The sequence below is a fragment of the Syntrophus buswellii genome (assembly GCF_046097065.1).
Lineage (GTDB): Bacteria > Desulfobacterota > Syntrophia > Syntrophales > Syntrophaceae > Syntrophus > Syntrophus buswellii.
Genome location: NZ_CP175563.1, coordinates 2648364 through 2672168, shown reverse-complemented (window position 1 = coordinate 2672168; position 23805 = coordinate 2648364). Strand labels below are relative to the sequence as shown.

The 23805-nt window shown below is 58.3% G+C and carries 19 protein-coding genes; 4 read left to right on the top strand and 15 right to left on the bottom strand.

Translation table 11 applies throughout. From position 1 onward, the window contains the following. Positions 1 to 15: 15 nt before the first annotated feature. The 7 genes from ACJ77P_RS12145 to ACJ77P_RS12115 all read right to left on the bottom strand — a co-directional run bounded on the left by ACJ77P_RS12145 (position 16) and on the right by ACJ77P_RS12115 (position 6566). Positions 16 to 414, bottom strand: a complete 399-nt coding sequence (locus ACJ77P_RS12145; protein ID WP_408998377.1) for a PAAR domain-containing protein — start codon at positions 412 to 414, stop codon at positions 16 to 18. Next, a complete protein-coding gene (locus ACJ77P_RS12140; protein WP_408998376.1) occupies positions 414 to 1073 on the bottom strand; it encodes a phage baseplate assembly protein V in 660 nt (219 codons plus the stop codon). Before ACJ77P_RS12140 ends, ACJ77P_RS12145 begins: the two co-directional genes overlap by 1 nt. After that, positions 1070 to 2077 carry a hypothetical protein gene (locus ACJ77P_RS12135; RefSeq protein WP_408998375.1) on the bottom strand — a complete coding sequence of 336 codons (1008 nt, stop codon included), beginning with the start codon at positions 2075 to 2077 and terminating at the stop codon, positions 1070 to 1072. Before ACJ77P_RS12135 ends, ACJ77P_RS12140 begins: the two co-directional genes overlap by 4 nt. A gap of 120 nt (positions 2078 to 2197) precedes the next feature. Further along, positions 2198 to 2869 (bottom strand): hypothetical protein, encoded by a 672-nt coding sequence (locus ACJ77P_RS12130; RefSeq protein WP_408998374.1) that lies wholly within the window; start codon positions 2867 to 2869, stop codon positions 2198 to 2200. Continuing rightward, the gene (locus tag ACJ77P_RS12125; protein WP_408998373.1) at positions 2869 to 4422 is read right to left on the bottom strand and encodes a hypothetical protein; all 1554 of its coding nucleotides are present in this window, start codon (positions 4420 to 4422) and stop codon (positions 2869 to 2871) included. The genes ACJ77P_RS12130 and ACJ77P_RS12125 overlap by 1 nt, the downstream gene beginning before the upstream one ends. A gap of 32 nt (positions 4423 to 4454) precedes the next feature. Then, a complete protein-coding gene (locus ACJ77P_RS12120; RefSeq protein ID WP_367359900.1) occupies positions 4455 to 4844 on the bottom strand; it encodes a hypothetical protein in 390 nt (129 codons plus the stop codon). Positions 4845 to 4862: 18 nt separating this feature from the next. Beyond that, positions 4863 to 6566: a hypothetical protein gene (locus tag ACJ77P_RS12115; protein WP_408998372.1), complete on the bottom strand. Its 1704-nt coding sequence runs from the start codon at positions 6564 to 6566 to the stop codon at positions 4863 to 4865. Positions 6567 to 7488: 922 nt separating this feature from the next. Between ACJ77P_RS12115 and ACJ77P_RS12110 the strand changes: the two genes are divergently transcribed. Further along, complete coding sequence (locus ACJ77P_RS12110) at positions 7489 to 8253, top strand: VPLPA-CTERM sorting domain-containing protein (RefSeq protein ID WP_408998371.1); 765 nt, start codon at positions 7489 to 7491, stop codon at positions 8251 to 8253. 483 nt (positions 8254 to 8736) lie between these two features. Beyond that, complete coding sequence (locus ACJ77P_RS12105; RefSeq protein ID WP_408998370.1) at positions 8737 to 10299, top strand: benzoate-CoA ligase family protein; 1563 nt, start codon at positions 8737 to 8739, stop codon at positions 10297 to 10299. Positions 10300 to 10590: 291 nt separating this feature from the next. Here the strand turns inward: ACJ77P_RS12105 and ACJ77P_RS12100 are convergent, their stop codons facing one another. Together ACJ77P_RS12100 and ACJ77P_RS12095 are read right to left on the bottom strand one after the other, a co-directional pair. Beyond that, positions 10591 to 12165, bottom strand: a complete 1575-nt coding sequence (locus ACJ77P_RS12100) for a benzoate-CoA ligase family protein (RefSeq protein WP_408998369.1) — start codon at positions 12163 to 12165, stop codon at positions 10591 to 10593. Positions 12166 to 12615: 450 nt separating this feature from the next. Next, on the bottom strand, positions 12616 to 14400 hold the full coding sequence (locus ACJ77P_RS12095) for a sigma 54-interacting transcriptional regulator (RefSeq protein ID WP_408998368.1): 1785 nt from the start codon (positions 14398 to 14400) through the stop codon (positions 12616 to 12618). Between the two features lie 659 nt (positions 14401 to 15059). On the opposite strand from ACJ77P_RS12095, the gene ACJ77P_RS12090 reads away from it, so the two are divergent. Together ACJ77P_RS12090 and ACJ77P_RS12085 are read left to right on the top strand one after the other, a co-directional pair. After that, positions 15060 to 17138: an acetate--CoA ligase family protein gene (locus ACJ77P_RS12090; protein WP_408998367.1), complete on the top strand. Its 2079-nt coding sequence runs from the start codon at positions 15060 to 15062 to the stop codon at positions 17136 to 17138. A gap of 216 nt (positions 17139 to 17354) precedes the next feature. Then, entirely contained in the window at positions 17355 to 17903 is a 549-nt protein-coding gene (locus ACJ77P_RS12085; protein WP_408998366.1) for an LEA type 2 family protein, read from the top strand. 98 nt (positions 17904 to 18001) lie between these two features. Here ACJ77P_RS12085 and ACJ77P_RS12080 read toward each other — a convergent pair whose 3' ends face one another. The 6 genes from ACJ77P_RS12080 to ACJ77P_RS12055 form a co-directional block, all read right to left on the bottom strand. Continuing rightward, positions 18002 to 18745, bottom strand: a complete 744-nt coding sequence (locus ACJ77P_RS12080; RefSeq protein WP_408998365.1) for a flavodoxin family protein — start codon at positions 18743 to 18745, stop codon at positions 18002 to 18004. Between the two features lie 20 nt (positions 18746 to 18765). Next, positions 18766 to 19512, bottom strand: a complete 747-nt coding sequence (locus tag ACJ77P_RS12075; protein ID WP_408998364.1) for a hypothetical protein — start codon at positions 19510 to 19512, stop codon at positions 18766 to 18768. 14 nt (positions 19513 to 19526) lie between these two features. Next, on the bottom strand, positions 19527 to 20423 hold the full coding sequence (locus ACJ77P_RS12070; RefSeq protein ID WP_367359890.1) for an epoxyqueuosine reductase: 897 nt from the start codon (positions 20421 to 20423) through the stop codon (positions 19527 to 19529). 142 nt (positions 20424 to 20565) lie between these two features. Beyond that, the gene (locus tag ACJ77P_RS12065) at positions 20566 to 21627 is read right to left on the bottom strand and encodes an aminoglycoside phosphotransferase family protein (RefSeq protein ID WP_408998363.1); all 1062 of its coding nucleotides are present in this window, start codon (positions 21625 to 21627) and stop codon (positions 20566 to 20568) included. A gap of 99 nt (positions 21628 to 21726) precedes the next feature. After that, positions 21727 to 22455 carry a nucleotidyltransferase family protein gene (locus tag ACJ77P_RS12060; RefSeq protein WP_408998362.1) on the bottom strand — a complete coding sequence of 243 codons (729 nt, stop codon included), beginning with the start codon at positions 22453 to 22455 and terminating at the stop codon, positions 21727 to 21729. 57 nt (positions 22456 to 22512) lie between these two features. Further along, positions 22513 to 23805 (bottom strand): AmpG family muropeptide MFS transporter, encoded by a 1293-nt coding sequence (locus ACJ77P_RS12055; protein ID WP_367359887.1) that lies wholly within the window; start codon positions 23803 to 23805, stop codon positions 22513 to 22515.

Sequence of the window (23805 nt, the reverse complement as noted above, 5' to 3'; positions counted from 1 at the left end):
TCTTCTTCCTTGAGTTCAACCGATGAATACCGTTCCTGCCGCGACAATCTGCCCGACAGGCAGATCGGACGGATCGTTGCAGGTTTTCACGCTGTCGCTGCTCCGTGCCGCCGCCTTTCCCCCGATGAAGACGGTGGCGCTCCCCAGAAAAACTTCACCGGAATTGGACGGGGGCTTCTGGAACCCTGTCCCCGGGGGTGTGGGAACATGGGCCGGCGAATTGGCGGCCGTCGATCCTTTTACGGCCGCCGGCTGCCCGCCGATGGAGACCGTCGCGACGGTCCCGCCGTTCAGCGCGCCGCTGAAGGCGTGGGGCAGAGGCGTCGGCACCGGCCCACCCGGAGACGGGACCATCACAAGGTGTGTATCCACGGCCACAGCCATGCTCTGTGCGTTTGCTGCCGGCAGTCCCATCAGTTGATATCCACCTTTGCCCCTTTGATCTTCAGGTTTCCCTGGGCCGAGATCTCGATGTTGACTCCGCTGAGTTTCAGATCGCCCTGGGACGAGACGGTGATTTCCCCGTCTTTCTTCATCGTCAGAGTCGACCCCCCCGCGGCGATTTCCGCCCGTCCTCCGCCGGCTGAGGTCAGCGTTGCTTTCAGATCGCCGACTTTTATCTCAACCTTGTCCTTGACGCATTCAATGGCCACATCGCTGTCCACCTTGAGGGAGATGGTGGGCGTCTCCCATTTCAGCTCCAGATTGATTTTCGGCTCGCCGCCCCCCGGCGGCAGGCGCAGGACAATCTGGCCGTCGGCATTTTCGGGTGGTTCCAGGTCCGGGGAATAAAGCCGTCCGACGACGACTCCCGCGGAAATGTCTCCGTTGGCGAACACAACAACCACCAGATCGTTGACCGCCGGAAGGGCGGCAAATCCCGCAGCGTAAACGGCTACGGGGACGCGGGGCAGGAGAATGCCCGTATCGCGCATCTTGACGGTCACGGCATAGTCTTTCGCGCTGCTGTCGGCGCCGTAGGCCTCGGTGACGATGCCGATGCCGGCTGTTGCCCGGGCATTGACTTCATGGCGGGCAATCCGTGCGATGCTGTCGTAAAGAATCGCGCTCATGATGATAACAGTCCTCCGGCAAGGCCGGCCAATCCGCCGCCTCCTGCGGATTGCCCTCGGAAAATCGTCCGGCTTCGGCCGGAGGGCCGCACCTCGTGAACGATTCCGGTCACGATCCAGGGGCCCGGACTCAGGCCGTCCGGAGCATCGGAAATCTCCAGGACGGAGCCAAGGCGGAGCTCCGGATTGAGAAGGCAGTGCCCTTCAGCCCGGAACAGCCCCCTTCCAGCCTCGCCGTTGAGGGCGTCACCGGCATCGGAAGCCGCCGAGGGCGTCCGCAGAAAGGCATAGGGCAGCCAGCGCATCTTCGCGCCGGGAGGCTGGGTATTGGAAGGCAGAGAAGCCACCGTCTGGCGCAGGGCGTCGGGGGCGCTTCCCGAACCTGCCGGGCCGTTTCCGATCGCCGCGAGATCGGGCCGGTCCTTCTTCCGCTCCTGAACCTGGTAGACCAGGATATCCCGTCCGTAGCGCAGGGCGCAATCGGCGGAATCGCTGATCTTCGGCGCGGACAGTTCGTTGCCGCTGCTCACGAAGGCCAGGCAACCCGACAGCCGGGCCAGGAGGGCCGCATGCTCACCTGCGGTCCGGTTCTGTTCCACAACATAGGCAGCCAGATCCAGGTTGGCGTCGATCCGGCCCGTCGGCAGGCCGGCGTCGCCTGCCAGGGCCTGAAGGATCTGTCCGCTGTTCTGGCCTTCATAGGTCGCAGCCGGCCGGCAGGCATGCAGATCGGCGGATCCGTCGCTCACGGTCACGGCGATGGCCGTTAACGTCCGCTCGACGGCCTTGATTGTTCCCGTCAGAACCGTTTCCGTTGAATCTCCCGCCGTCAGCCCGATCTGTGCACTCTCGCCGGGAGAGGCGGAAAACGGGACGGTTGACGGCATCACGGCGACGGCACTGTTGACGCCGGGCAGAAGGGACAAGCTGACCCGCAGACGCCGCACATGCGAATCATAGCGGCTGTTGCCCAGCACCAGGGAGATGCCTACGGGAAATGCCATGTTGCCTCCGTCTTGAACCGAAGTCTGCCCTTATCACCAGTTCGAATGTCAATGCGCCCTTCGCCGGCTCGAACGCCCATTTCAACGCGCAGGGACTCTTCGCTCCCCCCGCGTCCGTTCCTATCCGCCGAACAGGCTGCTCAGCGAGGACAGGGAATCCTTGAAGGCCGATGCCAGCGGCGAGACGCTGTTGCTTACGTCCTGGATGGGCTGCAGGATGCCGCCGACGCTCAGCCCGTCGAGCCCGGCCAGCCCCTCAAGGGCATCCAGAACGCCCAGGGCGTCGTTTAGGGCGCCGGAGAGGTCTCCAGCCAGGTCCGTCAGATCCCCCATGATGTCCGTGTCAAATCCCAAATCGCCAAGGCCGAAGTCGTCCAGTCCTCCGAACCCGGAAATCTGCGCCGGAGGGGGCAGCGGAGGGCTTTCCGCCAGCCGGATCTCGTAGGAGTACCGACCCTGCGTGGCCACTTCCTGGGAGCAGGAAAACCCCTCGATGACCACGTTCTGGATGTCAAGAGCGGAGGTGATGTCCGCCGAAAAGGTCAGTTCCTCCCCGTTCTGAGCCGCCTCCTGGAGCGATGAGAGCGAATCGGAAGCCGTTTCCCCGTAAAGAAGGCCCCGGATGGTGATGCGATGGGACGGGCGGGCGGCCCGCTGCTGAAGCTCCCCATCCAGGCCGGGAATGACGCTGGAAAGATAGCCGCCATCGATGCGGTGCTCAACGTGCTGAACATAATCGAGAGAGATCTCTCCCAGCAGCGGAACGGGTCTGGCGGGCGCAGTATCCGGCATCAGTCAATCCCCCTCAGGTCCGCTTCCGCCGAGAGCAGCCGGCCGATCCCGTCGGCCAGTTCCGCCAGATCCAGATCGTCCAGGGAGGAGAGAATATCCCTTTCCACATCTGCATACGCCCTGGCTGAAGAAGAATGGGCGGAAAGCCCTGGAAATTCTCCAGCAGGCACGGGGGAGAGTCGCTGGTGGTCGCAAGACGGGTAGAAGCCTTGAATCCTTCCTTCTGGAGATGAAAAACCGGCAGGAGTCCGGCCGGTGTGGTGACCGGCGGGAAGGGATCCCCTCATCGGAGCAAGCCGGGCCTCCTGTTCCGACCGGGCTTCCTGGTAGGAAGGTCCAGGCCCCGTTAGCTCCGGCGCACGGCTGTCCATAAGCCCGGATGCCGACGTCCATCCGGGTTGGAGATCCTCTTTGAACGGCTTGTTCTCGGTCCGCTGAACCGAAAGCCCTGAAGGCCGCCTGAAAGGAGGATCCTGCGAAGGGCTCCTGCCCGGAGACCTTTCTCCGGCCTCAATCGGAGCAACAGCACGGCTCCGCCTTTCCCTTCCGTTTCGTTCCGAATTCTCCTCCGAAGCGGGAAGCCCGCGGGGCCGGATGCGGTCCGGGTGGGCATCCCACCGGCCACTCCGGCCGGCCGACGGCGGGGCCGCCGAGGGATCGCAGGAGAGGGGTTGCTCGCGAAGCTGAACCGGGGTTCCGTTCCTGGAGGCGGCGGGGTCGCTTCCGGCGGAAAGAGGCATGCCCGGGCTCGAAACGGCGGCGGGGTCGCTTTCCGGAAAGCGAGGAACAGAAGGGTCGTTCATGGTGTTCGTGGAGCCGGGCAGGCGCCTTCCGGACAGCGCGGCTGGATCCTTTGAAAATGCCGGAGTTCGGCCGGGGAAAGATCCGGCCGATCCCTGCGGAATCCATGGAGGTTCAGCCGGAACCAATCCTGCCGGAACGACCGGGGCCTTTCTTGCCGGATTCAAGAGGCCCCATGCCTCACCTTCTGCTTCCGTCGGCCGGGAAAGAACGTCCTCTCTGAGCCGCATCATCGCGTCATCGGTGCGGTTGAGGAGGAGCGACGCCAGTTCGAGGATGATCGTCTCCACATCATCCGCCCCCTGGCGGGGAAAGACGATCCGCTTCCATCCCGCATCCCGGGAGCTCAGATCATAGGCCATCCGGTCAATCTCGATGGCCCTTTTTTCATTGATGGCTTCCTCCGGCCATCCCGTGGCAGCGCTGACGGCGGCAACGGTCCGGGAGAGGGTCGGGGCGTCGATATCGCCTCCGGCAAGCACCAGAGCCAGCGCCCGCTCATCGGGCGAAAGCGCTTCGGCGGGAGAATCCGTTGCCGCGTGGACCAGAAGATCGGCACAGAAACCGGGAGGATCGTCGGCCAGAAGGGCATCGATCAACAGGCGGGTGCGCTCTCCGAAGCGAAGGGGGCGGATCACGGAACCGGAACGGCCGACAACACGAATCGATCCGTCATCGCCCGCGGGAACAAAGTGCACCCGTTGTGATCCAATCATCGCTTCGCCGGATTCCGGCGCGAAGATCAACGGCATTTCTCTCCTCCTGCCAGAAAGCCCGAAAGAAACTACGAGGAGGCGATTTCCTCGCGGATACGCGTTGCGCTGAAGGTGTACACGGAGCTTCCCACGCTGCCCACGCCCATTTCGAACGTCTTTTCCATCAGGTAGCAATCATCGAAGGACAAGGTCATACTGGTCGCGCCGTGCCTGAGCTGAGCGGTCACCTGGAAAACGGTATCGCCTGTAATGGCGTTGATCGAGGGCGCTGTTGAATTGACCTTGATCCGGCCTTCGACCCACATCGGGCCGGCAATCTGGCCGATGCGTTCGGCGTTTCCCACGGCGAAAACATTTTCCCGCTGCTGAACATGGCGATACTCAATCGCCTGAACGCCTTCGATCGCCTCGCCGTTGATGAGGACCACGCTTTCATTGGCTGCAAACAGTGTCGGCATAAAAATCTCCTTTGGTTCCTAGTTTTTCACGCGGATGGTCGCATAGATGTAGTCGATGGCACGGACAGGGCGGACCGCGATGTCGATGCGGACGATTCCCTGGGCAAAGTCCTGCTGGGTCGAGTAGACATCGACGATAAATGCCGGGTCCTTGCCGTCCGTGGAGGGGACAAGCGCACCATCGCGCTCCATGCGCAGGAAGGTTGCGATCAACTGCTGCTTCAGGGCGATTCGGGCTTCCTCCGTGTTGAGAATGCCGATGAAATTTTCCGCGATGGCCTTGGTTTCCCGGATGGCCTTGTCGGCGACGCGCGTTACGGAAACCTGATCGCCGATGGTATTGATCGCCTTGAGGACGACAATGCCCCGTCCAGCCCGTTCCTGAATCACGCAGAGGTTGATCGTCGGCCCCAACAGGCGGTTCAGCTCGCTTTCCCGGTAGGAAGCGGCCGACATCCCGTGCAGGGGGATCGTCTTGAAGGTTGGCGATTCCTGAACGTCCATCCGTCCGATCATGCCTGCGAGCAGCCCTTCGGCCTGAGGCGGGGCGGCGAGGACAAACCGGCGGTTGCGCACCGCGGAGGCGTGGTCCTTGATCTTGTCCAGACTGGTGGCCTCGCCGGCGGTGACCGATCCAAAGGCAATGCGGGGAGCGCCGCTGTCCGACATGGAGACGGCATGGGAAAGGAGCGCCTGATGAATCGTCGCCACATCGGCATCCGTCCGCGATGGCTCAATGGCTGCGCAGACCAGGTCGATGCGGGTATCGTCACTCAGCAGATCAATGGCGGAACTGACTGCGGCGAGGGAGGGGGAAGTGCCGTCGGTGAAGGGAACAGGGCCGCTGGTGGCGACGGGCAGGGCCTTCCCCGCTGCAAAAGAGCTTTCCGGGGTGACGCGGATCAGCTTGCTGCGTGTCAGCAGAACATAGGGGAGATAATGGTCGCTGTCGGGATTCATGACCAGTTCGGAGAACTGCTCCTGCAGGGCGGTGCCTTTGAAAACCTTGATCGTGACCGTGTTGGCCGGTATGGCGGGAAGGGTGAGGACGCAGTTCAGTCCGTTGGGGTCTGCGTCTTCCGCCACCAGAAGCTTCAGCAGCGTTTTGACACCGTCCTTGACGGGAACGGGAATCGGAGCGCCCGCAGCGCTGAAGGAATAGGTCCCGGCCGTGGGCAGGTCATCCTCGAATCCCGCATCCAGAGCCACCAGGAGCCTGGATGAATTGTTGACGACATTGAAGAGGTCATCCGCCTCACCGGGGGCAATCCGGAGATCCGTGAAGGTTTCCTCGCTCCTGCCGTTGACGATGACGTCGAGATTGACCCGGACGACCGCCCCGTTTGCATCGAGGATCGTCCGCACTTCCGCCGCCAGGGCCGTACCCCAGGACCGGTTGAAACGGCATTTGAGAAGGACGCAGGGCTCGGAATCGACATTCAGCAGGGAGAGGCTAGCCGGGCTGCCGCCCGACACGGCGGAAACAACCAGTTCCGAAGCGCCGTTCGAAAGGGCGTCAACGCCCTGCTTCAGGCTGTAAAGTGAACCGGGCCCTAAAAGATCACGCAGTTCGGAGATTTTTGTGACGCCGACCAGTTTCCCGTTTGCCGGAGGCCGGTCCACAACGCCGGCGATGCCGACAATCCCCGATGGCGCCGGTTGTGGGGGAAGAACATCGAAATATGCCTTAACATTGACTCCTGGAACAATGAGAGTTGCCATACTTCCTCCTACTGGTTGATGTGGATTACAAACGCTTAACTTGCCGATTTCAGGTACGATATTTATCTGAACAACGATACTGCCTGAACGGATTCCCCCGTGGAGGATCGTCCCGTGGATGGGATGGAAAACCTGTCTTGCCTGCTTGGGTGCAACTAAAAGTCGATGTAGAGTAGAGCAAGGTTTCTGAAGAGGTCAATACCTGAAAAATGGTATTTTGTCTAGGAGTTTGGAGTAGGGTTTTCTCCCGATCACGAAAAAGGGCGGTTTACCAAAATCATTTCCGGAATACTTTCGGGTCGGTAGATGAATTCTTCCGGATAGGTCTGTTACCGTTCTGTGCCATGGCGATGCACAAATTTTCTTTGGTGATTCTTCCCTTCAACGGGAAAGCGATTTCAGCCCCTCAATATATGAGGAAAAAATTAGATGATACTCTTTATATAAGGACATAAAAGAGTGGTTAATGCAGCCATTAGGCACATGGATGATGTGATCTGCGCCAAATTATGGCGATAAAATAAGGTTTTTCAGGTATTGACCCGCGTTGAAACTCTGCTACCGTTGAAAAAAATGTTTGCCCGGCTTGGGGTTCGAAAGGCAAGGGTACCGTAGCTAAGGAATGTCCGGCTGCCAGGAGAAGGTGTCGCATATTCCACCCTGGCGGTTTTTATGGGGCCGTGTCGGCGAGAAACGTTCATTTCTTTAAGGATATGATGTTGAGAGGAAAAATATGGGGAGGAGGTGTTGTGGGCGGAGGAAAAAGGCGGAAATGGAGGCCTATGAAATGCCTGTTCAGGGCGTTCATATGTGAACGAACACAACCTTAAACAAAGCGAGGATGCTTCTCTTATCCTGTTTCGGCCGCAAGCGGGAGGGCGGAAACGGCTGTAAGAGCCTCAAAAAAAAGAAGGAGGTAACCATGAAAAAGTTTGTCTTGATTCTATGCGCCGTGCTGAGCTTTTTGGTCATCAGCAGCGCCAACGCCGCGACGTCTTATGTCGGGGTCTGGGGCGAACGCTTCGACCTTAATGTCATCAACAATTTTTACAACACCCTGCCTGATGTAAGCTCCTCAAAACTGAGCGGCACCCTGGACACGGTAGATCTGTCGGGCATCAGCCTGCTGTGGGCCGTGCAGCCGGCGGATTCCTATACGGCGTCCGAAATCAGCACGATGCAGTCCTTTCTGACGGGTGGAGGGCGGATCGCCTTCATGGGTGAACACGGCAATTATGCCCCAGATGAAAACGCCCGGATTACGGCAGCCATCGCAGCCCTGGGCGGACACATTTCCATCAACACCGACTATCCGGATGCGGGATACCGCGATGCAACCCGGGCCAACGGACAGATCCTGGACCATCCCTTAACGGCGGGCGTCAATACATACAATTACGCCTGCTTTGCATCGCTCAATCTTTCGGGTCCCGCCCAGAAGCTGATGCTCGGATCCAACCTGTCGGATGTCATGATGGCCTACGAAAACATCGGCGACGGCAGCATCTTTGTCATTACGGACCAGAATGTCTGGGATTATGTCTATGCGACGACCAATGACAACAAGGTGATGTTTGCGAACCTGATTTCAGCGGAGACGCACCCAATTCCGATTCCTGCCGCGGCTTGGCTCCTGGGATCGGGTCTGGTGGGAATTCTCGGCTTAAGGCGCAAGCTGGTGAAATAGGCCAATCCTCATCGGGTTGAATCTGCTTGAAAAAGCGGTGGAATCTTCAGGGAATCCGCCGCTTTTTTTATCTTCGATCAGGAGTGTGCCCGAGGCAACCTCTCCCGTACTCCCGTATGATTTCTGTCCTCCTGTGGCGTTCTTTCAATGGTTCAGGTCGTTTACATCGCTTCCCACCCTGCCGTCAAATCCGCATCAGCCCTGCATAGAGGCCGTTGTGGGGATCCGCAGCCCTCGCAAGGATAAAATGGAGAAGCGACAGCAAAAAAAACTCCATCGGCAGCCCCATCAGCATGGGATCGAAATATTGATAATGATTTCAAACTATTGAATGTCCAGGTCCTGGCGGTTCCCGTGTCACGGCAACGATAGGCGGTGCTTTTTCAATGCCAGAGCGCTTTCTCTGTGAAAAGATTGCTTGCATAAAATGTCGCGATGTTATAATCACATTGTAACTTTTTATTTAAAGGAGGAGGAAGAAGTATGGCAAAGTTATATCCAGAGGAATTTTACAACTCAGCAGATTGGTTCGTAGACAGGCACGTCAGGGAAGGCCGTGGCGACAATGTTTGCGCGTACACGGACAAGGGCAACTACACCTATCGCGATATTCAGAAAATGACCAACAAAATGGCCAACATGTTCAAAAATCTGGACATCCGGATGGGCGACCGGATCATCATGATCGTTCTGGACACTCCGTGGTTTTACTCCACGTTCTGGGGCGCCGTGAAGATGGGGGCCGTTCCTGTTCCCTCCAGCACCATGCTCACGGCCAACGACTATGAATACTACCTCAACGACAGCCAGGCAAGGACCCTGGTCGTATCGTCGAGACTTCTCCCCGTCGTGAACGAGATTGAAGAACTCCGCTTCCTTAAAGATGTGATTGTAGTGGATGATGACGGCGTCTTCTCCACCCCGTACAAGCAGATGTATAGCGCGGCAAAAGAGGAATTTGAAACCGTGTTCACCTCGGCGGACGATGTCGCCTTCTGGCTCTACACCTCCGGCACCACCGGCGGTCCGAAGGGGGCGGTCCATTCCCAGTCCGATATGCAGTACAGCGCCGAGCATTATGGACAAGATATTCTCAAAATTACGGAAAAGGACATCTGCTACTCCGCCGCCCGGCTCTTTTTCGCCTACGGCCTCGGCAACGCCATGTTCTTCCCCATGTCCGTCGGCGCCGCAGCCGTCCTGAATCCCGATCCGCCCGCACCGGCCCATGTGTTCCGGCTGGTCAGCCAGTACAAGGCGACCCTGTTCTTCGGCGTTCCGACCCTCTTCGGGCAGATGCTCATCGCCCAGGAAAAACTGGACAAGGAAAATCCGGGGGCTCCCCACGCCCTGCAGACGCTTCGGGCCTGCCCGTCCGCCGGCGAGGCGCTTCCCCCCGACCTGTACCACAAGTTCGTGGAACGTTATGGCGTGGAAATCCTTGACGGACCGGGTTCTACGGAAATGCTCCACATCTATCTGTCCAACCGGATCGGCGCCATCAAACCGGGCTCCAGCGGACAGCCTGTCGCCGGTTATGAAGAGAAGATCATGGACGACGAAGGGTTGAACGAACTGCCTGTCGGCGAAGTCGGCAACCTCTGGATCAGGGGGAGAAGCTCCCTGCGGTATTACTGGAGAAAGAGAGACAAAACGGCCAGCACCGTCATCGGCGAGTGGATCAACTCCGGCGACAAGTACTACAAGGATGCGGACGGCTTCTTCTTCCCCTCCGGCCGGGCCGACGACATGCTGAAGGTCGGTGGGATCTGGGTGTCTCCGCTGGAAGTTGAAAACTGCATGAGGGAGCATGCCTCCGTCATGGAGTGCGCCGTGGTCGGCGCCATGGACGACGAAAATCTTGTAAAGCCGAAGGCCTTCGTCGTTCTGAATCAGGGATTTGCACCTTCACCTGAACTTGAAAAGGAACTGAAGACATGGGTTCTCGACCGCCTTGCCAAGTTCAAGTATCCCCGCTGGGTTGTCTTCATCGATTCGCTGCCCAAGACGGCAACCGGGAAGATCCAGCGCTTCAAGCTCCGCTAGAATTGGGATGAGCGTTTCAATCTCGTAAAATGCACAGGGGCCGCCTTTTTAAAAAGGCGGCCCCTTCTTTTGGTGCGCCCAGCATGGCCGCGGTTCGGTCCCCGTGGGAATCTGCCAGTCCCGCCGGGAACTGCCGGTGATAAGGCGCTGGATACAACGGGAGGCAGAGGCGCTCTCTGCCCGGATTCCCGGTGAAACCTTTAAGCGCCTGAAAATAACCGTCTTACAAACAGAAAAGGGCCGCCTTTGGCAGGGCGGCCCTTCATTATTGTTGCGATTTTCCGTTATGGATTAACGGAGTTTGAACCTCTGAATCTTGCCCGTGGCCGTCTTGGGAAGCTCATCCATGAAGACGATCCAGCGGGGATACTTGAACTTGGCAAGGCGGTCGAGAACCCATGTCTTCAGCTCTTTCTCGAGTTCCTCCGATGGGGCGAAGCCTTGTTTGAGAACCACGAAGGCCTTCGGTTTGACCAGGTTCTTGTCGTCCTCCGCTCCGATGACGGCGCACTCCATGACGGAGGCATGTTCCCTCAGGCAGTTTTCCACTTCCAGCGGAGACACCCAGATCCCACCGACCTTCAGCATGTCGTCGGCCCGGCCTGACGGCCAGAAGTATCCGTCCGCATCCTTGTAGTACTTGTCGCCGGTGTTGATCCATTCGCCTCTCACCGTGCCGGCTGTCTTTTCTCTCTTCCTCCAGTAATAGCGGAGAGAACTGGCTCCCTTCGCCCAGAGGGTTCCGATCTCGCCCACGGGCAGTTCGTTGCCGTCGTCATCCACAACCTTCACGTCATAGCCGGGAACGGGCTTTCCGCTGGAACCCGGTCTGACATCACCGATCCGGTTGGACACGTAGATGTGAAGCATCTCCGTCGATCCGGGACCGTCGAGAATCTCGACGCCGAAGCGATCCTTGAACTTGTAGTACAGGTCGGGCGGAAGGGCCTCGCCGGCGGACGGGCAGGCGCGGAGTGTTGAAAGCTCATGAGGCGCCTTGGGATCAGCCGTTGCCCCGCCTTCCTTGTCCTGCTTCAGTTTGTACTCCAGCATCTGCCCGAAGAGGGTCGGAACGCCGAAGAACAGGGTCGCCTTGTAGGAGCTGATCAGCCGGAATGCATGGGCCGGCGTGGGGGGATCGGGGTTGAGGACCGTTGCGGCGCCGACGGACATGGGGAAGAACATGGCGTTGCCGATGCCGTAGGCGAAGAAGAGCCGCGCGGCGGAGTAGCAGATGTCCTTTCCCGTAATCTGGATAATTTCCTTCCCATAGTGATCGGCGCTGTACTGCATGTCGGACTGGGAATGGACCGCCCCTTTCGGACCGCCGGTGGTGCCGGAGGTGTAAAGCCAGAAGGCCACATCGTCCTTTGTCGTGAACACGGTCTGGAATTCATCCGATGCCGACGCATAGATCTGTTTGTACGGAGGCTGAAAGGCGCCTTCGTCATCCACAACAATGACGTCCCTGAGGAAGCGAAGTTCTTCGATGCCCTCAATGACCGGCAGAAGTCGCGACGAAACCACCAGGGTCCGGGCCTGGCTGTCGTTGAGGTAATATTCATAGTCGTCGGATGTCAGCATGGTGTTGGACGGTACAGGGACGGCCCCCATCTTCACGGCGCCCCAGAACGTGGAGTAAAACCACGGAGTGTCCAGAACGATCATGATGATCCGGTCACCCATCCGGATGTCCAGCTTCTGGAACATGTTGGCCATCTTATTGGTCATTTTCTGAATGTCGCGATAGGTGTAGTTGCCCCTATCGGTGTAGGCGCAGATGTTGTCGCCGCGTCCTTCCCGGACGTGCCTGTCTACGAACCAATCTGCCGAGTTGTAAAATTCCTCTGGATATAGCTTTGCCATGAACTCCTCCTTCTTCGAATGGTTGATCACATTGTGATCACATTTTCAACAGCCTCAAGCTAAGGCAATAAACCTGCCAGAGAGAAAGAAATGGCTCTTTATTGACGTTCGGAAAAGAAAGGTCCTCCGACGGGCATGAACCTGAAAGTGAAGATGCAAATAGCCATATAAATCAAGAGATTAATGCGTTGACTCCATCGAGGTGAAGCGCTTCGGAAATCCCCGCCGACTGCCATGCGTTCCAGGAGGCCGCCGGAGTGTTGAATGGGAAGGAATTTGCTGCGGAAAAAGGGAGATCTATCCGCAATCTATTGATTATAAAGGATTAAAAAATATTGACCCTTCGATTTGGCGCCAGAGATGGAACGATAGGTTTCCAGGAAGGGGAGAAAACCGGAAACAAAAATTTCCAGTGGAACGTTTTGCTTCCGCCTCTTTCTTTGCAGGGGGTCAGCCCAGGGAATATTTCTTTAGTTTCTTTAAGACCGCCGTGTGGGATATGCCCAGCATACGGCCGATTTTTCGTGAATTCTTGTATTTCTTCAGGGCCTTGGACAGCATGTCCTTTTCAACGCTTTCCAGAACTTCTTTCAGGGTTGAAAAGGCCTCGTCTTTCCCTTCCTCCCGGGTTTCGGCCGGATCAATGGGCTGTGCGAACGATGAAATATTCTGTTCCGTTTCCGGAAAGTCCATATTGATCAGATTTCCCGAGCAGGTGATCACCAACCGTTCGATATAGTTTTTCAGCTCACGGATATTCCCGGGCCAGTCATACATCTCGAACTTTTTAAGCAAAGCGGGAGCCAGAAATTTTTCGCCGCCGTACTTGCTGTTATATTGATTGAGGAAATAATCCACCAGCAGAGGGATATCCTCGACCCGTTCCCGCAGGGGGGGGATGGTAACCGGCACGACGTTCAGCCGATAAAACAAGTCCTCCCGGAATGTCCGCTCCGCAACCAGCCTGCTCAAATCCCGATTGCTGGCGGCTATGAAACGGAGGTTTACGGAGATGACCTTGGTTCCTCCCAGGCGCAGAAAGGATCGATCCTGGATGACCTGGAGGAATTTCACCTGGAGATTCAAAGGCAGGTCCTCGATTTCATCGAGGAAGAGCGTACCGTCGGCTGCCAGCTCAAAAATTCCGGGCTTGCCCTCCTTGTTCGCCCCGGTGAAAGCGCCCCTGTTGTATCCGAAGAGCTCGGACTCCAGGAGATGTTTCGGAATCGCCCCGCAATTGACCTTGATGAACGCCCCCGGCCGCTTGCTCCAGACGTGGATGAGCTTGGCAAGTACTTCCTTGCCGACTCCCGATTCCCCCTGGATTAAAACGGTGGCCTCGCTGTTGGCAACCCTGCGGGACAATTCGAGAATTTTGTACATGGCGGGAGATGCGGTAATCATTCCCTGGGAGCGCAACTCGTCTTCGAGCATCCTGTTGACTTCCGTCTGAAGATGGCTGCTCAGTTCGCGGGATGAGGCCAGCTGCTCCTGCAGGGACAGAATCTCGGACATGTCCCTGGCGTTGGTCACCATTCTCAGGATATGCCCGTCGTCGTCGAACACGGGCGTCGAGGTGACCATGACTTCCTTCCCAGTTCGAATTTTCTGGATGCCCGTTGTGATCCTTTTCCCCTTTCGGGCGAGGCTTTCAATGGATTGCCCGAAAAAGTGGCCCTCCTCGTAGAGGGACTCCATTTTATGGCCGATAAAATTCTCAGGGGGTAGTTCGGTGATCCGGAGCAGGGCGTCGTTGATTTTCAGCACGTTTCCTTCCCCGTCGGTGATGAGGATTCCATCGTAGGAGGAGGCGATAATATCTTCCAGTTCCTCGTTCAACTTTTCCCGGGATTTCAGCTCCGCCCTGATATGATCCAGTTCCGTGACGTCCTGCAGCAGGATCAGCGTTTTCTCCTCGAAACCGGATCCCAGTCCGGAGAAGGCCTTTGCGGCAAGCAATCTGTCACGGCGTGAAAATCTTTCGGACGGATTGTTCTTTCTTGAATCCAGGAATACCCGCAGATCGGCAAGCGACGGAATGGACTGCAGGGGGGTTCCGATGATCCGGGCGTCGATTTCCAGCATCATCTGCGCAGAGGCATTGCATGAAACGACAATCCCCTTTCCATCGACGACCAGGACCCCGTCGTTCATGTGGTCAAGAACCGCTGGAAGAATGGGATCCGTTTTTAAGGCTTCATCATGCCAACAGGAAATATCGGGCAGGTAATTCATGAATAATCTCTAGATCCTTCCGTAGCTTGCGAATCCATGAACCCGGGACTTTCCTTGAAGGCCTGTGCTCTTCTCACGGCCCGGTTTCGCTGGATCCGCTGCACTGATCTTCCGTATTCCCCTTTTCCCGAAGGCAACCGGCAGGGCAGGCATGATTTGTATAGTATCGACCACATCTTCTGTCAAGAATTCAGACCATCTTTTCCCGTTTCGCTGCAATGCGCTTCCCCCCTTTGAAAAAAAACTCAGCGATGTCTCTCGAATTTGTCTCCGTCGCCATGAGGTTTTTCTTGACATGGAAGGGCGACGTGATAAAAGGAAGCCCGTTCATCCAATCGAGGTCATTCGTGAACTACACAGAGTCCATATCCAGCTTTTTATTCTTCATCTGTTTTTTTACCTTCAGCTTCAGCTTTAGCGGCGGGCATATTTTGTCCCCGAGCTGATTGGTTAAGAGACCGACTAAGAAGCCGCGGGCAGAAAAACCCGCGGTTTTTTTTTGGGGAAAAATCGGGGTTGAGGGTTGCCGCCTGCAGGTAAGGGCTGATGGAAGCGAGCCCCTGCGGCATGTCGCTGCCTGTGGAGCGGAGACGGGGGCCCGCTGGAGAAGAAGCAAAAAAAAAGAACGGGAATCGCAGGAGGTTAAAGGGAGGAAAGAGATGTTCGATGCATTGTTCAATCCAAAATCGGTTGCTGTACTGGGCGCTTCAGAAAGAGAATTCAACATCGGAAATCGCGTCGTAAAAAACCTTGTGGAATACGGCTACACGGGGGCCATCTATCCCATCAATGCGAAGGTGGACGCCCTTTACGGTCAGAAGACCTACGCCTCCATCCTGGATGTTCCCACCGATGTCGATGTGGTTCATGTGGCCATCGCCGCTCGCCATGTACCCCAGGCAATCGATGATTGCGGAAGGAAGAACGTTAAATACCTGATTATGAATGGCGGCGGGTTTTCAGAGATCGGCCCCGTCGGTGCAGCCATCGAGGCGGACTGCATCGCCCGGGCGAAAAAATACGGGATCCGGATCTTCGGGCCCAACTGTCAGGGGGTTATCAATACGGATCCGGCCATGAAGGCCTACTGCAATTTCACCTTCACCTTTCCGAAGCCGGGGCATGTTTCGATTCTCAGCCTGAGCGGCGGGATCGCCTCACTGCTTCACCAGGCCATTTTCGACATGGGGATCGGCACCCGGCTGTATGCAACCAATGGAAACGCCTGCGACATTTCCATTCCAGAACTTCTTGAGTACTATGGCAATGACGACAAAACCCGGGTCATTCTCCTCTATGTGGAAGGAATCCGGGACCCGAAAGAGTTTCTGAGGGTGGCGCAGGAAGTGGCCGCCAAGAAGCCGATCCTGGTCATGAAGGCAGGCCGGACGATGGAGGGGGCCAAGGCGGCCGCTTCGCACACGGGTGGTCTTGCCAAGGAGGACCTCAGCGCCGATCTCATTTTTGAAAAGGCGGGCATGATTGTTTTTGACGACGAGGAGAAGCTCTGCCAGGCCGCCGCCGTCTTTGCGTCCCAGCCGGTGCCGCGGGGCGGCCGGGTGGGCATGATCTGCAATACCGGCGGCCCTGCTGTGATCGCCACTGATGTGCTGGTTCAGAACGGCCTGACCATCCCGCCCCTGTCGGAGAAGACACAGGCGATTCTCAAGGAATCCCTCTTTCCCGAGGCTGCGATCAACAATCCTGTGGACGTTCTCGCCACGGGCACGGGGAAGCATTTCCGGATCACCCTGGACGCCATGATGGAGGACGACGGAATCGACAGCATCCTCATCCACTTCGTAACGCCACCCTTTGTCAACACCAATGAAATCGCCTTGGAGATCGCGGAAGTCAACCGGCAGAAACGGAAGCCCATCATCTGCAACTTCATGACCGACAAGGGGCAGTGGCAGGAGACGCTCCGCATTCTGTCCGAGGGTGAGGTCGTCTGCTACGATTTTCCAAGCACCTGTGGAAAAGCGTTGGCCGCGCTGACGAAATACGGGCAGATCCGCCGCCGGGAAGAAAGCGCGGTGAAGACCTTTGCCGATGTGGACCGACGGAAGGCGGAAGCGATCCTTGCCGGCGTCGCCACCTCGGGGCGGAAGCTGCTTTGCGCCGATGAGGTTTACGGTGTTCTTTCCGCCTACGGCATCCCCGTTGCCCCATGGAGGACCGCGGCCAGCCCGGACGAAGCCGCCCGGCATGCCGCCCAAATCGGCTTTCCCGTAGCTCTGAAGGCGGACACCCCGACGATTACCCACAAAACCGACCTGGGCGGTGTTATCCTCAACCTGGCCGATGAACAGGCGGTCCGGGAAGAGGCAAGGAGGATGGCGGTAACTCTATCCGGCCAGGATCTCAAATTCCTCGTCCAGAAGTATCTACCCGGCGGCAGGGAAATCATTGTCGGCGCCAAGGCGGACGACGATGCGGGCCATCTGGTCATGGCCGGACTGGGTGGCGTCTATGTGGACATTTTCAAGGACATCAATTTCAAGCTGGCGCCGGTGACAGCGGCCGAGGCGGAGGTCATGCTCTCCTCTCTCAAGGCGGCTTCCCTGCTCGGAGAGGTGAGGGGGGAGAAGGCCGTCAACCGTGAGGCCGTCATCGAAATCATTCAGCGGGTATCCCAGCTGGTGACGGACCTGCCCGCCATTGCGGAGATGGATCTCAATCCCGTCCTGGCGACCGTGTCGGGCTGTGTGGTTGTGGACGCCGTGATCCATCTTTAACCCGTATGTCACCCGCCTCCCGATGCTCCGTCACAACGGTGCGGCCCCTCTCCCGTCGATGAAATGAAAAGGGCCGCACCGCGCGATTCTGTCCGGACAATGGATGTGTTTCCTGTTCTGCCGGGAAGATCGGGGAGGGAACGCCTGCCATCGTGACGCCCGGTGGCGGGACCGGTTAGGGAAGGGCAGTCAACCTGGAAATGGAATCAGGATAACATGAAACGAATGGGGCTGCTCCTTATGTCCGGACTCGTTTTCTGGGGGGTAATCGCCTGTTCTCCCGGACGGGTGATCCGGAAGCCGGAATTTGTCAAGATCTCGAATGTCGAACTCCTGGATATCAATCAAGACGATCTCACCATCCGGGTCCGGACCCTGTTCCACAATCCCAACCCCTTCGGCTGCTCGCTGGAAAACATCACCTTCAGCACCTACATCGACGGTCAGCCCCTGGGGGCTTCCCGTGTACAGGGGGCGGTGGACATCAGGGGCAATGAAAACTTTGAATTGCTCCTCGATTCCCGGCTGCTGCTTGAATCGATACCCGGGGTCATGTTTTCCATTTTTCGAAAGCCGGAGGTGGAGGTGGAAGTCAGGGGGCGGTCCACGATGGTCACCGCACTCAAGAACATGACGTTTTCCTTCAATCCCAAAAGCAGGGTCAAGGTCAAGAGCCGGATGAAGGACATCATCCGTACAAAGCTTCTGGCACCGCTGAGCGAAACGGGACGGATCTTTCCCCCCGCTCAGGCGGCCTGCGAGTAGCCCCTGGATGGGAAGAAAGAGCGAAGCCGCCATTCCGGGCGATCGGTTCTCCCTGAGATGCCGCATCCGTTCCGGTGATTCTCTTTCCCGACGGCTCATCAAATGGATGCGTCTTCTCGACTTCGCCTCGCTTTGTTCAGCTGCTCCCGGCACCAGTCCTCATATCTGGCCGCTACCTGGAGATAGCTGTCCACATCGACCGGGGGGGTGTTGAGTTCCTGTAAGAGGGTTCCGGGGATGCTCCCCGTTCCAGCCAGGATTTTTCCCGCCTCTTCCAGGAGGGACAGGTGGCGGTCCAGCAATACCGGTTCCACCTGAAGGACGATGGATCCGGGGATACAGATTGCTCCTGCCGCCTTTGAACCGAAATTGGCCGCCTGCGCGTGGAAGGTGGCAAGAAGGGCGGCGAAGACTTCCGGCTCCGGGAAGGCGGAAGTGGACAGCAGCAGAAATTTTGCCGGCATGCGCCAGGTGTAGGGATGGCGCACCCGCCCGGTGTCGTCCCTGATCAAAAATGGCTGAAGACAGGCCAGGCAGCGGTCCATCACCGTCTTCAACTGGGCGGACATCGTGTCCACGTACAGGGGCGTCGCCAGAACCAGCAGATCTGAAGCCTTGAGGGCCTGGTAGATCGGCTCCATGTCATCCCGAACAGCACAGATGCCCGGGTTCTTGTGCATGCACGACAGGCATCCGGTGCAGGGCGATATGGACATCCTGCGGATTTCGAAGGTCGTTGACTCTGCCTTTCCCTTTGCAAGCCCCCGGATGAGGGCATTCACCATCTTCCCCGTCACGCCTTTCCCGCCTCTGGCACTTCCGTTTAAGATGAGCGCTTTCATTTGCCCTCCTGAGTGTTGAGCTATTCTTGACCCGGTTCCTTTTTCTCCTTGCTTCGGGAGAGGGCCTGTTCACATTCCGCTTTCAGAAAATCCGGCACGCTTTCCCGGAGAGCGGCGGAAATCAGATTCTGCGACCACGGCCGACCGATTTCCGCCAGCAGGCGGATGGCCAGCGCCGCCTTGTATGTCGGGGGCGGGTAGGCCACGGACACCCGTTTTTCTTCTGGATAAAACGTGCGGATGTATCCCCGGCGCACCGGCTCGCCGTATACGTGGACTGAAACACTGTGCCCGCGGGCCGCGTTCCCGAGGCGGTGAATGCCCTGATCCAGCGGGAGGATGAAGGTCGTCTCTCCGGGATTCATTGTGAGTGGGGAATGGGGGGAAAGTTCGGCGAATCCCTCCCGGCTTCCGTCGTCAAGGCGCGAATATTTGATTTCATCGATGATTCCGACCAGGCAGGCCAGCACTCCCCAGGATCCGTGATCATGAACGACATCCACCATGTCCGGCTCCCAGATGTAGGCCAGTACGGAAAATTCCGGATCGGTGTCCCAGGCGAGACTGATCTCGTTGGGCCAGATGGTGTGTCGCTGGCCTGCCCGCCACGGTTGATCCAGGAGAAGGCGGGCCAGACTCTCCTGAAACCAGTCGGTGGAGGCTGTCAGGCTGGAAAGCAGGGTGCGCCCCTGGCGGATGATTTCAGCCTGCGGGGGCTTTTCCTTCAACAGCGCGGTCAGGGACTTCACAAATTCGTTCAGATCCATCGCTTGTACTCCTTTTAATCGTTTTCCTGGCGAACCCTGTTGGGGGGATTGCCCTTCTTTCCCTCCGCTTCTGGCGGGGTTTCCGGAAGGCCGCCCCACCTGCGGATGTGGGTCCAGGAGGCGTAGGTGGGATCGTGGGGATCAGCTGCCATCGCCTTGGCTTCCCTCAGGTATTTGCGCTGAATGCCCTTTTCTGAATAAAGGCGCCGATCCTCGCCGACGGGACATACCTTGGTGCAGATCCCGCAGGGGTAACACCGCCGCCGGACCAGCTCCTCGTGCATTTCCAGGCAGGCGATTTTATCGTAGTCCCCGATGACCTGATCCTGACGCATGACAAGGGCCTGCTTCGGGCAGCATGTGGCGCAGGCCCCGCACCGGATGCAGAGCTCTTGCTTCTGCACCGGATCTGCGGGCAGATCGGCCGCGGTCAGGACCGAGACGAAACGCACCCGCGGGCCATAGGGCCTGGTCAGCAGGCAGTGGCTGACGCCGATTGTACCCAGCCCCGCATATTTCGCCGCCATGACGTGGCTGAAGGCGGCAAACGGCGAATCCCGAAGGGCCTTCAAGTTGGCGTAGACATCACGGCCGAAAAATGACGAGGCGTATCCCCTGTCGTTGAGGAAGATGGCCAGCTCGTAGGCCAGGGTATCGAGCTTGCCGTTCACGACCGAATAGAGCTCCTTGTGAAGCACGGAAGGCGTTGTTTCCACGATCGGCAGCAGCATCGGCATCCCCACGACGATGACCGTGCGCGCAAAAGGCCAGAGCGCCGACGGACGGAATCCGGGGGGGACCTCGGCGTATTCCTCCCAGCGTTCGGTAGGAGCAAATCCCACAAGATCCGCACCCCGTTCCCTGCAGAAGCGGCTCACTTCCTCTTTGAGATAGCCCTCTTTCGGCTCCATAACGCTTCCTTCCTTAATCGTTGTGATCCGGAACGCCTCTTCTGGAAAAATATAGACATAAGCGCCTGGAAAGGCAAGCGGGCAAACCGGATTTATTTGCCGGCTTTCGCCGCTGGACAGGACAGGGGGATGCGAAGCCTCGTCACCGATCCAGGCTCAGGGCATCGAGACAGCGGGCGGCCAGGGCCCGCAGGCAAGGCAGGGACGAAACGCAGGAGGTGACAATGGCCAGATGGCGGAGGCCGGTGGGAATGTGAGCGCGGAAATCCGCCCGGCCATTCCGGTGGCCCAGAAAACCGTAGGCCCCCAGGGCCTGCATGAGGCGCTGAGCCGACCCTTCATGAAAGCGTGTTATGAACGTTGGCCAATCCAGTTTCCGGGGGGAAAGCCGATAGTAAAAGTCGAGGAGCTCCAGGCGTTCCTCCGCACGCAGGGAGACATAAGGGTCGTAGAGAAGGGAGCCCAGATCGTAGAAGGGGGATCCGGTCCTCATCCCCTGAAAATCGATCAGAACGGGCGCCCCGTCACGGATCATGATATTCTGCGACTGCAGATCGCGGTGAATAAGGCCCGTTTCCGATTCCAGAAGCCGCTCGGCGAGAGCCGTTCCCTCCTCTTCAAGGGCTTTTCCGTCGACGGGCAGGAGGGACACTCTGCAGACGCCCTCCACAAACTCCCGGCGGAAATAGTCCCGCTCCCACTTGTACAGCGCTGCGTCATACCCCTCCATCAGGGGGGGGAGGGGGATCTCCCCGCCGTCCTGAACATACCGGTGAAGGCGATGGGCATGCTCAAGAACGCCTTTGTACGAAGTTCGCCGGCGCTGCCAGTTTTCATGGCGATGGCTCCACAGGTCTTCATCTCCGAGATCTTCCGTCAGCACAAAGCATGCTTCCGGATCGTGGGCCAGCACGGCCGGTGCGGCCACTCCCAACTCCTTCAGGAAATCGGCAATGCCGGCATACAGGGTGTTCTCCCTGGGCTCCGGCTGGTAATGCATGGCGATGAACGAAGACTTCTCCAGCATGCCCCTGGCGCGGATCTTTACCCTGCCGGAAACGCGGTAAAAGGTTCGGGCTGAGCCGCCCTTGGTGAGCGGAACGAGGGTCAGGGGCGTTTCCGTCGGGAGAGCCAGGGTCCGGCGGACGAAGGCCATGAGCCTTGAGTTAAGGTCGGGGGGATTGTTCGTGTCCGAGATATTCATGGGTCTCCTTGCATGAAGGGCCTTTTTCCCGCCTGGTCCGGCTGGGTCCTTGCCGCCGTTGTCCCGCCGCGTTTGCACGGGATCCTTTCCTGGAGCATGTTAGCCCCTGCTTTCGGAACTGTTGACCGCTTCGTAGGCCTCCAGGGAGCCTATATCATGCCAGACGCCCTCGTCAAGGATTACGCTTCCCACTGAACCCGGCTGCCGGCGCAGCATGTCGACCAGAACCGGAACGAGGGAGACCTTTTCGCCGGGCGTCATCCTCCGGAGGAAGGCCGTTTCTACCAGGTAAATACCCGAAAAGAGGCAGCGCCGGATGCCGGGATTGCCCAGCAGAAAGCGCATATCGCAGATCTCACCCCTCTCGTTGAGGCAGACATTGGCGGGTTCTCCTGAGCTGCGCAGGGCCAGGGTAATTTCCTTTCCCTGGGTCCGGTGGGCTGCGATCAGCCGCTCCAGGGGAAGATCCGTCAGGATGTCGCCATTGTAGACCAGGACCCGCTCGTCGCTCGACAGGAGATCTTCGATGTTCTTCAGCCCCCCGCCGGTGTCCAGGAGAACGGGCTCATAGCGGAAGAAAAGAGGAAGCCCCCGCCACTGAACGTCGGGAAAAGCCTCGGCATAGCGGCAGGCGCAGTGGTGGGTGTTGATGATGAAGCGGCGGATACCGACGGAGCGGAGGTGATCCAGGGCATAAGTGATCAGGGGGCGGCCCCGGACGGGCAGCAGGGGCTTGGGGCAGTTTTCCGTCAGGGGGCGCAGGCGGAATCCCAGGCCTGCACCAAGGACAAAGGCCGTTTTCACGTAAGCTTCATTCGATGCGTTCATGGTGTCTCTTCTTTAAAGGTTTTTCCCGTTTACCTGCGGTCCGTCGCACACCCTGGATCAGGTCCGTCGTCCGTAGGCCGGATCTATTTTCACCATTGCCGTGACGATAAAGCCGGGGATCGTCGAAAGGGCGATCCACAGGAAAAAGGGGTAGTAGCCGAGCTGTTCCTGGAGCCAGCCGCTCGCCATCCCCGGAATCATCATTCCCAGGGCCATGATGCCCGTGCCGAGGGCGTAGTGCACCGTCTTGTAAGGTCCTTCGGCGGCCATGATCATGAAGAGCGAATAGGCTGTGAAGCCGAACCCGTAGCCGAACTGCTCCACGGCGACGCAGGCGTTGATGATCAGCAGATTTTCCGGCTGCGACCGGGAGAGATAGACGAAAACCAGGACGGGCAGATGCATGATGAGGGCCATGGGCCACAGCCAGAACTTCAGCCCCTGGCGGGAGATGACATATCCCCCCAGGAGACCGCCCAGCATCAGGGCTACCGCACCGATGGTTCCGTAGACGATTCCCACTTCGCCCGTCGTCAATCCAAGGCCGCCTTTCGTTCGGGGGTCCAGGAGGAAGGGGGCCACCATTTTAACCAGCTGTGCTTCGGCAAACCGGTAAAAAAGGAAAAAGGCAACGATGACAACGATTTCCTTCCTGCGGAAAAAGAGGGCGAAAATATTCATGATCTCCTGCGCCACGTGTGAAGAAGCCGAGGCTCTGGGCGCGGGCTGGTCCGTTGCCGGATAGGGGAGGACGAAGGCGGAATAGAGCCCGAAAGCCAGGAAAATGGCTGCGCCCAGAAAAAAGGTGACCGACCAGGCTGTCGTGACGCTTAAGCCGCCGGATTGCAGATGGCCGGCAAAGACGACGAGGATGCCCTTGGCGGCGATGACGGCGATGCGGTAGAAAATGGTGCGCACACCCACAAAGGCCGCCTGCTGGTACTGCTCCAGCCCGAGCATGTAGAAGCCGTCCGCGGCGATGTCGTGGGTGGCCGAGCTGAAGGCCATGATCCAGAAGAAGGCCAGTGAATAGCGGAAAAAGGCGGAGGCCGGGAGGGTCAGGGCGATGCAGGCCAGCGACGCCCCTACGAGGAGCTGCATGAGCACGATCCAGAACCTCTTGGTCCGGATCATATCCACCAGGGGGCTCCACAGGGGCTTGAGCACCCAGGGAAGGTAGAGCCAGCTCGTGTAGAGGGCGATGTCCGTATTGGAAATGTTGAGGTTTTTGTAGAGGATCACCGAAACCGTTGTGACGAGGATGTAGGGGATGCCTTCCGCCATGTAGAGGGGCGGCACCCAGGCCCAGGGGTTGCGGCGGGCGGGTCGGGCACGGTTGGAGATCCTCAT

Excerpts from the sequence above, each read along its gene's own strand:
- ACJ77P_RS12095 (WP_408998368.1), bottom strand. The coding sequence starts at position 14,400 with ATGAATTACCTGCCCGATATTTCCTGTTGGCATGATGAAGCCTTAAAA.
- ACJ77P_RS12065 (WP_408998363.1), bottom strand. The coding sequence starts at position 21,627 with ATGAATATCTCGGACACGAACAATCCCCCCGACCTTAACTCAAGGCTC.
- ACJ77P_RS12120 (WP_367359900.1), bottom strand. The coding sequence starts at position 4,844 with ATGCCGACACTGTTTGCAGCCAATGAAAGCGTGGTCCTCATCAACGGC.
- ACJ77P_RS12085 (WP_408998366.1), top strand. The coding sequence starts at position 17,355 with ATGAAACGAATGGGGCTGCTCCTTATGTCCGGACTCGTTTTCTGGGGG.
- ACJ77P_RS12140 (WP_408998376.1), bottom strand. The coding sequence starts at position 1,073 with ATGAGCGCGATTCTTTACGACAGCATCGCACGGATTGCCCGCCATGAA.
- ACJ77P_RS12090 (WP_408998367.1), top strand. The coding sequence starts at position 15,060 with ATGTTCGATGCATTGTTCAATCCAAAATCGGTTGCTGTACTGGGCGCT.
- ACJ77P_RS12060 (WP_408998362.1), bottom strand. The coding sequence starts at position 22,455 with ATGAACGCATCGAATGAAGCTTACGTGAAAACGGCCTTTGTCCTTGGT.
- ACJ77P_RS12135 (WP_408998375.1), bottom strand. The coding sequence starts at position 2,077 with ATGGCATTTCCCGTAGGCATCTCCCTGGTGCTGGGCAACAGCCGCTAT.
- ACJ77P_RS12105 (WP_408998370.1), top strand. The coding sequence starts at position 8,737 with ATGGCAAAGTTATATCCAGAGGAATTTTACAACTCAGCAGATTGGTTC.
- ACJ77P_RS12055 (WP_367359887.1), bottom strand. The coding sequence starts at position 23,805 with ATGAGGATCTCCAACCGTGCCCGACCCGCCCGCCGCAACCCCTGGGCC.
- ACJ77P_RS12115 (WP_408998372.1), bottom strand. The coding sequence starts at position 6,566 with ATGGCAACTCTCATTGTTCCAGGAGTCAATGTTAAGGCATATTTCGAT.
- ACJ77P_RS12125 (WP_408998373.1), bottom strand. The coding sequence starts at position 4,422 with ATGCCGTTGATCTTCGCGCCGGAATCCGGCGAAGCGATGATTGGATCA.
- ACJ77P_RS12075 (WP_408998364.1), bottom strand. The coding sequence starts at position 19,512 with ATGGATCTGAACGAATTTGTGAAGTCCCTGACCGCGCTGTTGAAGGAA.
- ACJ77P_RS12080 (WP_408998365.1), bottom strand. The coding sequence starts at position 18,745 with ATGAAAGCGCTCATCTTAAACGGAAGTGCCAGAGGCGGGAAAGGCGTG.
- ACJ77P_RS12070 (WP_367359890.1), bottom strand. The coding sequence starts at position 20,423 with ATGGAGCCGAAAGAGGGCTATCTCAAAGAGGAAGTGAGCCGCTTCTGC.
- ACJ77P_RS12110 (WP_408998371.1), top strand. The coding sequence starts at position 7,489 with ATGAAAAAGTTTGTCTTGATTCTATGCGCCGTGCTGAGCTTTTTGGTC.
- ACJ77P_RS12145 (WP_408998377.1), bottom strand. The coding sequence starts at position 414 with ATGGGACTGCCGGCAGCAAACGCACAGAGCATGGCTGTGGCCGTGGAT.
- ACJ77P_RS12100 (WP_408998369.1), bottom strand. The coding sequence starts at position 12,165 with ATGGCAAAGCTATATCCAGAGGAATTTTACAACTCGGCAGATTGGTTC.
- ACJ77P_RS12130 (WP_408998374.1), bottom strand. The coding sequence starts at position 2,869 with ATGCCGGATACTGCGCCCGCCAGACCCGTTCCGCTGCTGGGAGAGATC.